Source organism: Pseudomonas sp. Hz4 (assembly GCF_054898165.1).
On the sequence record NZ_CM142719.1, the window covers coordinates 1,522,555 to 1,537,823 of the forward strand.

Genomic DNA, 15,269 nt, shown 5'->3' on the forward strand with positions numbered 1-15,269 from the left:
TCTCAGGGAAAGCCCGACACGGCTCTCTATATCGCCTTCGCTGGACGCAAGCATGCATGTCCCTGCATGTACTTTAGCGCCTGTTGAGGTGTTCCATGCAAACGCTCCTGTCTCAGAGTTTCACTGCTTATATCGGAATTGATTGGGCAGACGCCAAGCACGACATCTGTTTGCAGATAGCTGGAGAGGCTCAGCGCAGTTTCGAGGTCATCGACCACGAGCCCGAGTCGATTGATCGCTGGGCCAGGTCGCTGCATCAACGTTACGGTGGCCCGATCGCGATCGCCGTGGAGTTGAACAAAGGCCCACTGATAGCGGCTCTGCAAAAATATGAGTTTTTTTGTATCTTTCCGATCAATCCGAGCACCTTGGCCCGGCACCGTAAAACCTTCGTCCCCAGTGGCGCCAAGGATGATCCAACGGATGCTCAATGGGCGCTTGAGCTGTTGCTGAATCATCCCGAACGGTTTCCTCAACTGGTCCAGCAAAGCTCCGCCATGCGTTCGCTCGCCAGCCTGACCGAACATCGCCGCGGGTTGGTCGATGACCGGGTCAAGATCAGCAATCGTCTGGTCTGCATGCTCAAACAGTATTACCCGTTGGCTCTTGAGCTGTTTCATGACCATGACACGCTGGTTTTCTGTGAGTTTTTGGCGCGCTGGTCGACATTTGAAGTGCTTAAGCACGCTCGGCCAGCCAGCGTTTTGAAGTTCCTTCACGCGCATAATGTTCGCCATGCTGAGCTCAATCAGCAGCGTTTGGCATTGATCGCCAAAGCCATGCCGTTGACTGAAGATCCAGGCGTGGTCAGTCCTTCAGCGCTGTATGTGCTGGCCCTGGTCTCGCAACTGAAAGGGGTCATCACGGCGATCAAAGATTTTGATCGGGAGATCGAAAAAACTGCCAACACCCTGGCCGACTATCGACTCTTCAAGGCCTTGCCCGGCGCGGGACAGCAGCTTGCCCCACGGTTGATGGTCGCCTTTGGTGAGCAGCGTGATCGCTTCAAGGATGCCAGTGCTGTGCAGCGATATGCCGGGATTGCCCCGGTCACCGAACGCAGTGGCAAGAAAAAAGTCGTCCACTGGCGCTATCAATGCGCAACTTTTTTGCGCCAGACCTTTGTTGAATGGGCTGCACACAGCATCAATCAATCGGTGTGGGCAGAGGCGTATTACCGCCAGCAAAGGGCCAAAGGCAGCTCTTACCAAGCGGCCCTCAGGGCTCTGGCGTTCAAGTGGATCCGGATCGTTTATCGGTGCTGGAAGACCAGCACCGTGTACGACGAAAAGGTTTATTTACAAGCCTTGCTCCGGCACGGCTCACGGTTGACCAGCGAGCCGGACACAGCAAAACCGTGTTGACGGAAAGGCTCAGGGCGTGAAAGCGGTGTGTCAGCCAACTAATGTACTGACTGATACTCCGCTTTCGCGAGCAAGCTCTGCTCCTACAAGGGAGGATGAAGTCAGATCAGATGAAGGTGGTTGTCCCAGAGCCCTGCGGGAAGCTCCAGTGGTTTTGCAACCAAATCTGTCTGGCGGCAATCGTAGTACCGGCATCGGCCCTGTCCCGAGGTCACGACAAAGCCATCAGCCACCGCACCGACCCCGGCGCAATCGGGAAGCGGCGCGTCCAGGCGCACTTCACCGCTGTCCAGGTCCCAGATGAAAAAGCGGTTGCCCCTTGGCGCGGTCAACGCGACCAGGCGCAGTTCGCTGTGCACAGCGACGCTGGCGGTGTAATGCCCCATGGCCTGCAACTGATGCTCAGGCACCGCAAAGGCCACGAATGGCTGGCCGGGCCGCTTGATCGCCAGCAGCTCCGAAGACTCGTGAGACGGCCCCATGAACTGCTGGCCGGCGACGATGGTGCCGTCGCTGGCAACCCCCAAATGACGCACGCTGTTCATCTGCTGGGCGAGGGTTTCCTTGCTCAGCAGGGTGCCGTCGCGTTGCATCAGGACCAGGCTCGGTTCCATGGCGTTGAGGTTCATTTCGACGCGGCTTTCGGCCTCGGTGCGAATGCCGCCGTTGGCGACCACCAGGGTTTCACCATCGGGCATCCACGACACCTGATGCGGGCCGACGCCGTGGGTGGGGATCTCGCCGCTGTGGATAAGTCGCTCGCCTTCGAACTTATACACACCCAGCAAGCCACGACCCGGATCAGAGGTGTCGTTTTCGGTGGCGTACAGCCAGTCGCCGCTCTTGTGAATCACCGCGTGACCGTAGAAGTGCCGGTTCGGCCGTGAGACCACGGTTTGCAGCAGCGTGCCGTCGCGCAGGTCGATCAGGTAACTCTCGGTACCAGGACGACGGGCGACGAACAGCGCAATCGGCAGCGTCGGGTGGTTGATGATGTCGTGACAACGCTGGCCGACCTGGGTGGCAAACACCCGGGTGCCGTCCAGCCGGTATCCGACAGCGTAATGTTTGCCGTCGGTATCGTCCCGCGCCGAGAGCAGCAGCGGGCTTTTGTCTTTCTGCTTGAATAGCGTCCAGCCGCCGAGTGTCACCGCACCCAGCAGCAAACTACCTAACGTCAGAGCCTGGCGTCGCAGCATGGAACTTGCCCTCATCAGTCACCGTCGTTGGCGTTGAAGCCCAGTTGGATGCCCAGCGCCTTGGCCAGTTCGCCTTCGTGCAGGCGGTGGACGACGTTGAGGCTGTCGTAGATATCGTTGAGTTGCTGGCGACCGGCGTCATTGCCGAGCATTTCGGTCAGCGAACGCTGGTTGCTGGCGAACAGTTTCAGGGACGCGGCGTAAGCGGCGTCGATCTTGTCGGCCAAGGGTTTTTGCTCGCTCGGCAACAGACCGCGCAGGCCTTTGTTGTCGACACCAACCCAGACGGTTTGCGCTGCAGTCAGGCTGGCTTCCAGACCTTGCAGCGAAGACTTGCTGCGCCAGGCATCGGCCTGGAACGGCTGAGGAATGCCCTTGCTCTGACGGCCCATCGGCGTGCCGAGCTTTTTCTTCAGCGAGTCCAGCGCGGTGACTTGCACGCGCAGCAGGTCTGCGATCGCTTCGTGGGAGTCGGCGTAGCGCTGGTTGGGGAATTTGCTCATCTGCGCGAGCATGCCGTCGTTGGTGTTCCAGCGCGACAGGATCTCTTCGGCCAGTTGTTTCTGACGTTCACCGATGGCGCTCAGCAGCGGGCAGTACTTGGCTTTCTGGGTGGCATCGGCCATGTCGATCTTGCTGTCGAACAGGATGTATTCGTAGGCCGACAGGCCCTGAACCACAACGCTGGACTTGGTCAGGGCGGCGGCATCGATCTGCGGCTGCGCGGTGACCAGTTGCTCGACCTGACGGCCCACGAGGTTTTTCTTGTCCGGCCAGAACTGCACCTGCCACGAACGGTTGCCCTCGGCCAGCGGGCCGATCAGCAGCGGTTGCAGCTCGGCCCAGGCTTTCTGCGCATGCAGGAAGTCGGCACGGGCGGTGTCGAGGTTTTCCTTGCCTTCGCAGAAGGCCAAGGCGCTGACCGCCAGTTGACGGTCGGCTTCTACCCAGCGGCTGTAGGTCGGCAGGATCACTTGCTTGGCGATGGCTGCCGAGGTAACGGCCTGTGGATCCTGAGGTGAACAGGCGCCCAAGGCTAGCGCGGCAAGGCTGGTGAACAACAATTTGGGACGGAACATGTCGGGCTCCCGCAATGGAATACGTATTAAAGGGAATTCAAAAACGCCAGCAACGCAGCGCGCTGCTCGGCATTGAAAGACAAAACCTGTTGCTGCGCCGCTTTGGCTTCACCGCCATGCCAGAGCACGGCTTCGAGCAGATTGCGGGCGCGGCCATCGTGCAAAAACTGGGTGTGGCCACTGACCGCCTGCGTCAAGCCGATGCCCCACAACGGCGGGGTGCGCCAGTCGCGGCCGCTGGCCTGGAATTCGGTACGGTTGTCGGCCAGACCGTCGCCCATGTCGTGCAGCAACAGATCGCTGTAGGGGCGAATCACTTGATCGGCCAGTTCAGGTTCGGCGGCGTTGGCGGCAGTGGTGTATTTCGGGGTATGACAGGACTGGCACCCGGCCTGGAAAAACAGATTCTTGCCGGCCAGCACACCGGGCGCGCCAACATCGCGGCGGGCCGGTACGGCGAGATTACGGCTGTAGAACAACACCAGACGCAGGATGTTATCGCTGACTTCCGGCTCGCCATCCGGGCCATTGCCATTGCGCGCCTGCTTGCAAGCGGCTTGCGTGTCGGTGCAATCATCAACGGGTCTGAGGCTTGTGGTGAGGCCCATGTCACCGGAAAACGCGTGAACGTTCTGTTGATTGAGGTTCGGTTGTCCGGCCTTCCAGCCAAATCGCCCGAGGACGGTTTTCTGCTGCGTGTCATCCCAGACCCGGTTCGGGCGTCCGGCGATGCCGTTTTTGTCTTTTGCCTGAGCTTGTGCATTGGCCAGGATCGCCTCGTCGGGGATCGCTTCCAGCAGACCCAGGCCAATCATCGGCGGTGCGACACGCGCCGAGAAACGGGTATCAGGGTGCATCGGACCGTAGCCGAGTTGGGTGATCTGTAACGTCGGCTTGCGCAACTCGACTTCGGTGCCGTCCTTGAAACGAATCGGAACGGGCGTGTAGTTGACACGCACTTTGCCTTCCGGGACGACACCGGGCACGGCCATGTCCTGGAATTGTCCGCCGTAGACCGGCTCCGGGACGACACCGAGTTGCTCAATGACGTTGGCATACGCCGGCGCATCGGGAATCGACAGGCGCACCAGCATCGACACGGCGTTCTGCGCATCAGGCGTGGGCGGATGACCGCGGCCGTCCTTGATGTGGCAGTTCTGGCAGGCGTTGGTGTTGAACAATGGGCCGAGGCCATCCCTGGCGGTGGTGGTCGACGGGGCGATCACCCAGGGACTGCGGAAAAAGCTGTTGCCGACGCTGAAGTCCACGCGCCGTGACGGCGGCAGGTTGGCGGACGGCAGGGAGAATGAGTTCTGATCGGTCTTGCGCACGGTCGCGCTGCCACCGGACCGGGCTTCACCGGGTTCGGCTTGGGTAAAGCGCGGGGCATCATCGCAGGCACTCAGGCCCAGGGCCAGCAGCAGTGCGGACAAGCGAAGAGGCAGCGAGGGCATCAGACATCCTGCAAGACGAGCAAAACAAGGGCGCAAAGTCTAACAGGGCAGAGGAGTTTGAATAAGAGGAATTATCGTTTGGTTGATGTGGGGCAACTGATCGTTCCCACGCTCTGCGTGGGAATGCAGTCCGTGACGCTCTTTCGTCACATCAAAAGCCGAACGCGGAGCGTCCGTTGAGGCATTCCCACGCAGAGCGTGGGAACGATCGGCGACCCGAAGGTCGCCTCTTAGTCACTCAGACAGCGTTGATCAGAACTCGTGATCAGCGTTGTCCGGGTTCAGGTCGCTGATGCCCAGTTTGCCAGCGGCGGCTTCGATCGAACCGGTCTGCTTGACCAGGGAAGCGATAGCGTCGCGCACGATCTGGTTGCCAGCAGTGTTGCCGGCAGCGATCAGTTGGTCGTAGTGCTCACCCTTGTTGGCGTGATCGACGATAACCTGCATCTTCGCTTCGGTCGCAGCCAGGTCGGCTTTCAGCGCGGTGTCGGCAGCCGAGTCAGCCTTGGCTACCAGGGACGACAGGCTGGCGCCGGTCATTTTGGTGCCGTCGACGCGGGTGTACTCGCCCAGGTACACATTACGAATGCCTTTGGCATCGTAGAACTGCGAGTTGTGGGTGTTGTCGCTGAAGCAGTCGTGTTCGTCTTCCGGGGAGTTGGCCTCCAGGGAAACTTTCATGCGCTCGCCCGCCAGTTCGCCCAGGGACAGGCTGCCCATGCCGAACAGCATTTTGCGCAGGCCGCTTTCGGCAGGCTCGGCTTCCAGGGTGGCGCGGTAGTTGTCGGCCACGTTCGGCTTCCAGTTACCGACCATTTCTTCCAGGTCGCTGACCAACAGTTGGGTCACGGACTTCAGGTAGGCGCGACGACGATCGTTATGACCGCCGGTTGCGCCTTTACCTTCCAGGTAGTCGGAAGCTGGGCGGTTGCCGGCGCCAGGGCCGGTGCCGTTCAGGTCCTGGCCCCAAAGCAGGAATTCGATGGCGTGGTAGCCGGTGGCAACGTTGGCCTCGGAACCACCCAGCTCGTTCAGACTGGCGAGTTTTGCCGGGGTGATGTCTTTCACGTCGACCTTGTCTTCGCCGACCTGAACCTGGGTGTTGGCGATGATATTGGCCGTGGCGCCCGGGTTACCCAGTGCGTGCTCGTAGGATTTGTCGACGTAGTCGATCAGGCCTTCGTCCAGTGGCCAGGCGTTCAACTGACCTTCCCAGTCGTCGATGATGGTGTTGCCGAAGCGGAACACTTCGCTCTGCAGGTAAGGCACGCGGGCAGCGACCCAGGCAGCCTTGGCAGCTTTCAGGGTGTCGGCATTCGGCTTGGCGAGGAAGGCGTCGATGGCGGTTTGCAGGGTCTTCGCGGTGGATTCGGCATCGCTGTAAACGGCGAAGACGATGTCGGCGTAATGCGCGACAACGGCTTTGGCGGCTGCTTCGTCGACTTTACCGGCAGCGGCAGGTGCGGCGGCCGGGGCTGAGGTGCTGGCCGCCGGAGTCGGCGCCTGCGCAGCGACAGCTTTGTCTTTGCCTTCGCCACAACCGGCGAGGGAAATAGCGATGGCCAACAGACTGGCGGTAGCCAGAGGCATACGAATCATGGCGAACATCCTGCTTCGAGAGGGGGTGGAATGGCGCAGCAAGCGCGCAAAGCTGCGACATAATGCAAATCTTTCGCATTATGTGTAAAGGGTTGTGCTTGGAAATATTTCTTATTCACGAAACGGTTGCGCTGGATCAACAGCCCACACGCAACCGATCTTTCAGAGGATGGCCGCGTTACTGCGCTGAGCCTGTTTCAGATATGCGCTCAATTCCCGCGCCGGCAGCGGCTTGCTGTAGAAATAGCCCTGACCTTCGTGACAGCCTTCGGAGATGATGTAGGCCTCTTGCTCGGCGGTTTCCACGCCTTCGGCAATCACCTGCATGCCCAGGCTCTTGCCCAATTGGATGATGGCCCGAACGATGGTCGCATCGTCGTCGTCATCGAGCAGGTCCTGAACGAAGCTCTTGTCGATCTTGATCTTGTCCAGCGGCAGGCTTTTCAGATAGCTCAATGATGAGTAACCGGTGCCGAAGTCGTCGATCGCGATCAGCGCACCGGAGCGGCGCAGGCTCAGCAGGTGCTGGGCAGCCGTGCTGATGTCTTCCATCAGCCCGGTTTCGGTGACTTCAAGTTCCAGGCTGCGGGGCGGCAGGCGGTACATCTGCAGCAGGTTGTTGACCACCCGTGGCAACTCGGCGTGGTGCAGCTGCACCGTGGACAGGTTCACCGCCATGCGCAGGTCGACGAAACCCTGGTCATGCCAGTCGCGCAATTGCTTGCACGCCTGATCCAGCACCCATTCACCGATGGCGATGATGGTGCCGTTCTGCTCGGCCAGAGGGATGAACAAGTCTGGCGGAACCAGCCCGTGCTCGGGATGTTGCCAGCGAATCAGCGCCTCGACACCCACCACCCGGTGATCGCGATAGCTGATCTGCGGCTGGTAGACGAGGTAGAACTGGCCACGGGCCAAGGCGTCGCGCAGGTCTTTTTCCAGCTCGCGACGGCGACGCATCTCGGTGTCGACGCTGGCGATATAGAACTGATAACGGTTGCGTGAGCGAGTCTTGGCCAGGGTCATGGTCTGCTCGGCTTTTTGCAGCAGTTTTTCGGTGCTGTCACCGTCCTCGGGGAACAGGGTGATGCCGATGGTGGCGCGCAGGCGAATCTCTTGATGATCGAGGGCGAACGCCGCTTCCAGGTCATCGAGAATGCTTTGGGCCAGTTCGGCCGCTTCGTAGGGTTGTTCGATATCGGCCTGAACCAGGGCGAACTGGTCGCCGCCAAGGCGGGCGAGGGCGCCGAGGCGTCCGCTGTGAGCTCGCAGGCGATCAGCGAGGGCCAGCAGCAGTTGGTCACCGGTCTGGTAGCTGAATTGTTCGTTGATGCCCTTGAAGTCGTCCAGGCCGACCACCAATACCGCGACCCGACGTTGCAACTTGCCGGCGTCTACCAGGATTTTGTCCAGTTGCTGCTGCAATTGCTGGCGGTTCGGCAGACCGGTGAGGAAGTCGTACTGGGCCATGCGAAGCAGGCTGTTTTCCGCTTCGTGGCGCAAATGGGTGTTGCGCTCGATGGACGCGAGCAACTGGTTGGCGGTGTTGATCCAGATCCCCAGTTCGTTCTTTTCATGCCCCTTGAGCAGCGGGATTTTGTGTTCGCTGGGGCGATCCGGATTGATTTCCGTGAGGTGCTCGATGATTCGCGACAGCGGTTTGGTCAGCAGCCAGTGATAGACCAGGTACAACACCAGCCCCATGGCCAGGGCGCGCAACACGCCGGAGATGAAGATGATCACCGAATTGACGATGAAACCCTGGCCGTAGGTGGCGGTGTCGAGCGTAATACTCAGGTCTCCGTAATACTCGCTGTAAGGGCCGCGACCCACCAGTTGGGTGGTGAAGGTGCGTTCCTTGCCGAGGATCAGGTCGGTCAGCCAGCGACTGCCGGAATGCTGCAACTCGCGAGACTTTTGCGCGAGCATGGTTTCGTTGGGATGGCCAATGGAAGCCTTGCGGACAGCGTCGTCTTGAAACAGGCCTTCGATAACCTGCATACCCATTTCGCGGTCCAGGCTGTAGACGGCCTGTGTCGAGGGGTCGCGGAACATGTCGAGGATGCGTTGGGCATCGCTGGCCACGGCCTGGTGTGTTTTATAGGCATCGAAAACGATCTGCGCGCAGCTCAAGACCACGCCGACGATCAATGCCGACAGGAGCACGACCCGGAGCAACTTCACCGACAAGCTGTTCTTGAGTTCCAGCTTCAAAGAGTCATTCCTTGTTCCGTGCGGGTAGCGTCAAGTTGCCATGAGTATTGGCAATCCGGTGATGCCAGTCAAAGGGACAATCAATCACATAGGGTTTTGCCTGTAGCTTGGCCGAAATGCTGTCGTTTGAAGTATTTGCGCTAGTTGTACTGTGTCGGTTGTTGAGTCCTTCAACTTGAGGGGGATGTGGACATATTTTCCGTTTGGTTGATGTTAGACGGCTGTGGCGTTGGGGCAAGGGGCTTAACGCTGGTTTCATCGTGGGAAATTGCCCTGGTTTCTGCGGATGCACCTTGAGCGGTTGTAGGAGCTGAGCTTGCTCGCTATGGCGGCCTGATAGCCGACCTGTATTTTGTTGACTGCGTACATATCCATTCCTGCGGTAACGGCCACTAATGGTTTCGCCCTTACGGCAACTCCCTTTGGCAAACGCCCCAAAGGAAGCAAAGGTCTCGCCCCGAGCGTCCGGCCCCTCGCTAGGGCTCGGCGTTCCCTCGCTCCGGTATTCATCCGGGGACACTGCCCTCCGGTCTGCTTCGCGACGACCTACATGCAGCGTGTTCGACGGCGTCGAACGGCGCTGCGCGCCAATCCCCGGATGAACACCTCCACTCAGCCTCCCGAAGGGGCGGGTGGATCAAGATCAAGAGCGGCAGGCGAGCTAACGCTGGGCCTGTCGAGTGGTGAGAAGCGAAAGGTTTACCCGATTGATCGTTCCCACGCTCCCGCGTGGGAATGCCGCCAGGGACGCTCCGCGTTCCGCTTTTACATGTTTAAACACATGCGAAAACACCAGACCTTTCCCACACAGTTTTCAGGTTGCCTGTCGGACGCGGGGTCAATAACCTTTTGGCTGTCGCTGAAAATCAGCGATCGGGAGTGAGATCCCCGACTAAGCAATTGGAAACCAGCGCTAGGCCCTCCATAATTGCCGCCAGCTCCAGGCTGTCAGCAATTGTTTTATGGCGGCTGTGTGCGGGCGGACTTCGGTCCGGCCGGGTTCCTTTTGCCGGTGATCTCACCCTGCACATAGCTGCCACCTCTTCTTCGAGTGAGATCGGGAATCGATGGCTCCAAACTCAAAAGGAAATGTAAGTGGATAAGTTAATCCCCGATCCCCCCTTCAACACCACCAAACCCTACAGTCCCAACACTATGTTCATGATCGTCCCGGACATGGATACCGAATCCCTCCTGGCCCACGCCTGTGAGTCATTGGCTTCAGCCAACGTCATGGCCAGTGATCTCGCCACCTACCTGACCGGCTCCCAGCGCAGTACGGCGCTGGCCATCGCGCAGATCGTCATGTTGGCGGACTTGGCCGTTAATCGGGCGTTGGATATCGTCGACCCGCAGCAATAGGCGTTCCGATGAAGACGGCCTGACAGGCAACACATTTCCAGCGCCCAAAAAAAACCCGGCAAAAGCCGGGTTTTTTGACTGGCGTCGATCTTAAGCGGTGAAGGTTTTACCTTCGAACTGCTCAGCCACGAATTTCCAGTTGACCAGGTTCCAGAACGCTTCGACGTATTTTGGACGAAGGTTGCGGTAGTCGATGTAGTAAGCGTGTTCCCAGACGTCGCAGGTCAGCAGCGGGGTGTCGCCGCTGGTCAGCGGGTTGCCGGCGCCGATGGTGCTGGCCAGGGCCAGGGAGCCGTCAGCCTTTTTCACCAGCCAGCCCCAACCGGAACCGAAGGTGCCGATGGAGGTTTTGCTGAATTCTTCTTTGAACTTGTCGAACGAACCGAAGGAAGCATTGATGGCTTCAGCCAGCGCGCCGGTTGGTTGACCACCGGCGTTTGGCGCCAGGCAGTTCCAGTAGAAAGTGTGGTTCCAGACCTGAGCGGCGTTATTGAAGATGCCACCCGAGGAAGATTTGACGATTTCTTCCAGAGTCTTGCCTTCGAACTCGGTGCCTGGCACCAGGTTGTTCAGGTTCACGACGTAGGTGTTGTGGTGCTTGTCGTGGTGGTATTCCAGAGTTTCCTTGGAAATGTGCGGCTGCAGGGCATCGTGTGCGTAAGGCAGCGGCGGCAATTCGAAAGCCATGATGATTCTCCTAATCAGGTCGGTTGCGGTGAGCGCAAGGCCGATCACGGGCGGCCAGACAAGCGCCGGGGAGTTTGTACTCTTTGCGGCGCCGGGTTCGGATCATAGCACCGGGGGTGCGGCATAACCACGCAACAACTGTGTGGAATAGAGGTTCCAGAGCCTTTTGGAATAATCAGCCAGCGATTAATTGAAAGGCCACTGCAAACATCATTACCGCTACCAACAGATCGAGAATCCGCCAGGTGCTTGGCCGGGCCAGCCATGGTGCCAACCATGCGGCGCCTAGTGCCAAGGTGAAAAACCACAACAACGACGCACTCGCGGCTCCCACCACATAAGCGCCGGGCTCTGTTTGTTGTGCGCCGAGGGAGCCGATCAGCAGCACCGTATCCAAATAAACGTGCGGGTTGAGCAAGGTCACGGCCAGAGCGCTGAGCATCACCGCGCGCAGCGAACGCACGGTCTGGTTTTCACCTTGTTGCAGGCTCTGTTTCGAGCAGGCCCGACGCAACGCCAGGCTGCCATACCAAATCAGAAACGCCGCGCCACCCCAACGGGCGACTGCCAGCAACGTCGGGTTCTGCGCCAGCACCGTCGCCAGGCCGAATACCCCGGCGGCCACCAGCAAGGCATCGCAGATCACACAGAGTGCCGCCACGGGCAGGTGATGTTCGCGCCTAAGGCTCTGAGCCAACACAAACGCATTCTGAGTACCGATCGCCATGATCAGCCCCGCGGCCACCAACAGGCCGTTCACATAACTTTGCCACATAAGATGTTTACTCCGCGTTGGCCGCCAGGTCCCGCAACACGTGCAGGGCGCGTTCGGCATCGGCCTGGCCGACGAATAAATGGTCGTGGTAATAGCCGGCAATCACATTGCAACTGATGCCGGCCTGGCCCAATGCCGTGGCGAACGCGGCGGTCAGCCCGACGGCTTCGAGGGCCGAGTGCACGTTCAAGGTGATCCAGGCCGCGACGTAGTCGAAGCTGAAGCCGGCCTGTTCGGCGTGGGAACGTTCCAGAATCACGGTCAGACCTTCCTGCTCGCGAAAGCTGCCGACAATTTCAAGGCCTGCTGGCAACTTGCCGTCGCGCAGGGTGCAGAACACGTATTCGCCGACGTTAAGTTGCGGGCTCATGCTGCGCAGCAGGGTTGCCAATGACGTTTCGCCAGCCATGTCGATGATCCTTGTTGAAGAGTTCTTGCTGGCCATTCTCCGGTGCAACGCTGTATAAGAAAAACCAATCATGCTGATCGCTCATTAGGAAAACTGATGTTCGACTATAAATTGCTGTCTGCCTTGGCTGCGGTGGTTGAGCAGGCCGGTTTCGAACGTGCTGCGCAGGTGTTGGGGTTGTCCCAGTCGGCGATCTCTCAACGCATCAAATTGCTCGAGGCGCGGGTCGGTCAACCGGTGCTGGTGCGGGTTACACCGCCGGCGCCCACCGAAATCGGCCGACGACTGCTCAACCATGTGCAGCAGGTGCGTTTGCTTGAACGGGACTTGCAAACCCTGGTGCCGGCACTCGACGAAGAAGGCTTGCCCGAACGCCTGCGCATCGCTTTGAATGCCGACAGCCTCGCCACCTGGTGGGCCGTGGCGGTTGCGGATTTTTGCGCGCAGCAGCATCTGCTGCTTGATCTGGTGGTCGAAGACCAGACCGTCGGCCTCAAACGCATGCGCGCCGGTGAAGTTGCGGCGTGCGTCTGCGCCAGTGAGCGACCGGTGGCTGGCGCGCGAAGCGTTTTGCTGGGGGCCATGCGCTACCGTGCGTTGGCCAGTCCGGCGTTCATTGCCCGGCATTTTCCTGAAGGCGTGCGCGCTGATCAGTTGTCGAAAACACCGGCCCTAGTATTTGGCCCGGACGATTTCCTACAGCATCGCTACCTCGCGTCCCTCGGCGTAGATGGCGGATTCGAACACCATCTATGCCCCTCGTCCGAAGGCTTCATCCGTCTCATCGAAGCGGGACTCGGTTGGGGCCTGGTGCCTGAACTGCAGGTGCGCGAGCAACTGGAGCGCGGCGTATTGGTGGAGCTTTTGCCAGATAAGCCGATCGATGTGCCGCTGTACTGGCATCATTGGCGCAATGGCGGTCAGTTGCTGGGGTTACTGACTGATCAGTTGGTGCGCTCAACAAAGCAATGGCTGGTGCCGTTGGACTGATGGGCAGCGTCAAGTCCTCACGCCCTACGCAATATGCAAAACGCAAAACGAAATATTCGGAGCAATTCATGAAGATTCTGGTCACCGGCGCAAGCGGCTTCATCGGCGGGCGCTTTGCGCGTTTCGCCCTGGAGCAAGGCCTGGACGTGCGGGTCAACGGTCGCCGGGCCGAAAGTGTGGAGCATCTGGTGCGCCGTGGCGCCGAGTTCATTCAGGGAGATTTGAGCGACCCGGAACTGGCGCGCGACCTGTGTTCAGACGTCGAAGCCGTGGTGCATTGCGCCGGCGCGGTCGGCTTGTGGGGGCGTTATCAGGACTTTCATCAAGGCAACGTGCAGGTCACGGAAAACGTGGTCGAGGCCTGTCTGAAACAGCGGGTTCGGCGACTGGTGCACGTGTCGTCGCCGTCGATTTACTTTGATGGTCGCGATCACCTGGGCCTGACCGAAGAACAGGTGCCCAAGCGCTTCAAGCATCCCTACGCCGCCACCAAATACCTGGCCGAGCAAAAGGTCTTCGGCGCCCAGGAGTTCGGCCTCGAAACCCTGGCCCTGCGCCCGCGTTTTGTGACGGGAGCCGGCGACATGAGCATCTTCCCGAGATTGCTGAAAATGCAGCGCAAGGGACGGCTTGCCATTATCGGCAACGGCCTGAACAAGGTCGATTTCACCAGCGTGCAGAACCTCAATGAAGCGTTGCTCAGCAGTTTGCTGGCCAGCGGTTCGGCCTTGGGCAAGGCCTACAACATCAGCAACGGCACGCCGGTTCCGCTGTGGGACGTGGTCAATTACGTGATGCGCAAGATGGAAGTCCCACAGGTCACCCGCTACCGTTCCTACGGTTTGGCCTACACCGTGGCGGCGCTTAACGAGGGGGTGTGCAAGGTGTGGCCGGGTCGTCCCGAACCGACTCTGTCGCGCCTGGGCATGCAGGTCATGAACAAAAATTTCACCCTGGACATCAGCCGCGCCCAGCATTATCTGGACTACGATCCCAAAGTCAGTCTCTGGACCGCCCTTGATGAATTCTGCGGCTGGTGGAAGGCTCAGGACATTCGCTGACACTCAAGCACCCACCGCAACACTGAACCGAGTTCGCAGATGACGGTCAATCGAAGCGGCAGTGGGGGGTTATACTGCGCCGCATCAAGCCATCACCGCGTTCCACAAAGGTTGACTCAATGTCCATGCGTAACGATGCCAACGACGACTTCGACGATGTACCGAGCCTGCGTGCCAAAAGCCGCGACGACGATGATTTTCCGACCAGCGCTCGCACCTCCGTACATTCGCGGACCGCGCCAGTAGTCAAAGTCAAAAGCGCGAGTACCGGTCCGCTGTGGGCATTGGTGGGTGCCTTGTTCTTTGCTTTTGCAGGTCTTGCCTGGTGGAGCTTTCAGCAGCTCTCGCTGATGGAACAGCAATTGGTGGCGACCCAGGAAAGTTTCGCGCGTATCAGTGAGGATGCGGCGGGGCGCTTGCAGGACATTTCCGGCAAGGTTGTAGCCAGCCAGACCAACGTCAGCAGCGACAGCGAAGCCTTGAAGCTGCAAATCAAGCAGCTGGAAAGCAAACTCCAGGATCAGAGCAAACAACAGCAAGGCGTTGCCGGCCAGACTTCGGAGCTGGACAAGCGCCTGGCGCAGATGACCGCTCAGACCACCGAGCTGGACAAACGCTTGGCGCAGATGACTGCTCAGACCACTGAGCAACAGACCGCCACCATTCAATTGCAGGCTCAGGTCAAAGTCTTGAACAGCGATGTAGCCGTGCTGAAAAGCGCCCCGGCGGACACAGACAAATTCGACGCACAGCTGAAAAGCCTCGGCGCCGACATCGTCGCGCTGAAGAAGCAAGGCAACCCGAGCGCTGCCATCGAGCGTCTGGAGCAGGAAGTCATTGTGCTCAAAAGCGAACAGGACAATCGCCCGGCGCCTGCCCAAGGGGCGACCAACACCGCCGAATTCGACGCCTTCCGTGGCCAGGTCACCCGCAACATCAACACCCTTCAAGCGCAGATCCAGAATCTGCAGCAGCAGCTCCGCGCAAGGCAGTGAGCCTTCAACCGGCGTGTGTAGCAGCTGTTGATCGTTCCCACGCTCTGCGTGGGAATGCCTCAATGGACGCTCTGCGTCCGC

At 59.5% G+C, this 15,269-nt stretch carries 13 protein-coding genes; 5 read left to right on the forward strand and 8 right to left on the reverse strand.

Going from position 1 to position 15,269, the window contains the following annotated elements; genetic code table 11:
* Positions 1-95 precede the first annotated feature (95 nt).
* Positions 96-1,364, forward strand: coding sequence for an IS110 family RNA-guided transposase (locus tag ACYZTR_RS06795; protein ID WP_461977484.1), 1,269 nt, complete (start codon positions 96-98; stop codon positions 1,362-1,364).
* Positions 1,365-1,465: 101 nt separating this feature from the next.
* Here ACYZTR_RS06795 and ACYZTR_RS06800 read toward each other — a convergent pair whose 3' ends face one another.
* The 5 genes from ACYZTR_RS06800 to ACYZTR_RS06820 all read right to left on the reverse strand — a co-directional run bounded on the left by ACYZTR_RS06800 (position 1,466) and on the right by ACYZTR_RS06820 (position 8,909).
* Positions 1,466-2,563: a DUF1513 domain-containing protein gene (locus ACYZTR_RS06800; RefSeq protein WP_461977486.1), complete on the reverse strand. Its 1,098-nt coding sequence runs from the start codon at positions 2,561-2,563 to the stop codon at positions 1,466-1,468.
* A 14-nt stretch (positions 2,564-2,577) separates the two neighbouring features.
* Positions 2,578-3,642 carry an imelysin family protein gene (locus ACYZTR_RS06805; protein WP_461977488.1) on the reverse strand — a complete coding sequence of 355 codons (1,065 nt, stop codon included), beginning with the start codon at positions 3,640-3,642 and terminating at the stop codon, positions 2,578-2,580.
* 26 nt (positions 3,643-3,668) lie between these two features.
* Positions 3,669-5,096, reverse strand: a complete 1,428-nt coding sequence (locus ACYZTR_RS06810; RefSeq protein WP_461977490.1) for a di-heme oxidoreductase family protein — start codon at positions 5,094-5,096, stop codon at positions 3,669-3,671.
* 252 nt (positions 5,097-5,348) lie between these two features.
* Positions 5,349-6,695, reverse strand: coding sequence for an imelysin family protein (locus ACYZTR_RS06815; RefSeq protein WP_461977492.1), 1,347 nt, complete (start codon positions 6,693-6,695; stop codon positions 5,349-5,351).
* A gap of 162 nt (positions 6,696-6,857) precedes the next feature.
* Complete coding sequence (locus tag ACYZTR_RS06820; protein WP_461977493.1) at positions 6,858-8,909, reverse strand: putative bifunctional diguanylate cyclase/phosphodiesterase; 2,052 nt, start codon at positions 8,907-8,909, stop codon at positions 6,858-6,860.
* Between the two features lie 1,095 nt (positions 8,910-10,004).
* Between ACYZTR_RS06820 and ACYZTR_RS06825 the strand changes: the two genes are divergently transcribed.
* On the forward strand, positions 10,005-10,271 hold the full coding sequence (locus ACYZTR_RS06825; protein WP_461969060.1) for a DUF6124 family protein: 267 nt from the start codon (positions 10,005-10,007) through the stop codon (positions 10,269-10,271).
* Positions 10,272-10,361: 90 nt separating this feature from the next.
* Here ACYZTR_RS06825 and ACYZTR_RS06830 read toward each other — a convergent pair whose 3' ends face one another.
* The 3 genes from ACYZTR_RS06830 to ACYZTR_RS06840 form a co-directional block, all read right to left on the reverse strand.
* Positions 10,362-10,958, reverse strand: a complete 597-nt coding sequence (locus tag ACYZTR_RS06830; protein WP_149419098.1) for a superoxide dismutase — start codon at positions 10,956-10,958, stop codon at positions 10,362-10,364.
* A gap of 175 nt (positions 10,959-11,133) precedes the next feature.
* Entirely contained in the window at positions 11,134-11,733 is a 600-nt protein-coding gene (locus ACYZTR_RS06835; RefSeq protein WP_461977495.1) for a LysE/ArgO family amino acid transporter, read from the reverse strand.
* A 7-nt stretch (positions 11,734-11,740) separates the two neighbouring features.
* Positions 11,741-12,142, reverse strand: a complete 402-nt coding sequence (locus ACYZTR_RS06840) for an ACT domain-containing protein (RefSeq protein WP_461977497.1) — start codon at positions 12,140-12,142, stop codon at positions 11,741-11,743.
* 96 nt (positions 12,143-12,238) lie between these two features.
* Between ACYZTR_RS06840 and ACYZTR_RS06845 the strand changes: the two genes are divergently transcribed.
* The 3 genes from ACYZTR_RS06845 (at position 12,239) to ACYZTR_RS06855 (ending at position 15,188) form a co-directional block, all read left to right on the forward strand.
* On the forward strand, positions 12,239-13,132 hold the full coding sequence (locus ACYZTR_RS06845; RefSeq protein WP_461977499.1) for a LysR family transcriptional regulator ArgP: 894 nt from the start codon (positions 12,239-12,241) through the stop codon (positions 13,130-13,132).
* 68 nt (positions 13,133-13,200) lie between these two features.
* Entirely contained in the window at positions 13,201-14,193 is a 993-nt protein-coding gene (locus tag ACYZTR_RS06850; RefSeq protein WP_461977501.1) for an NAD-dependent epimerase/dehydratase family protein, read from the forward strand.
* A 119-nt stretch (positions 14,194-14,312) separates the two neighbouring features.
* On the forward strand, positions 14,313-15,188 hold the full coding sequence (locus ACYZTR_RS06855; RefSeq protein ID WP_461977503.1) for an ATPase: 876 nt from the start codon (positions 14,313-14,315) through the stop codon (positions 15,186-15,188).
* Positions 15,189-15,269 lie beyond the last annotated feature (81 nt).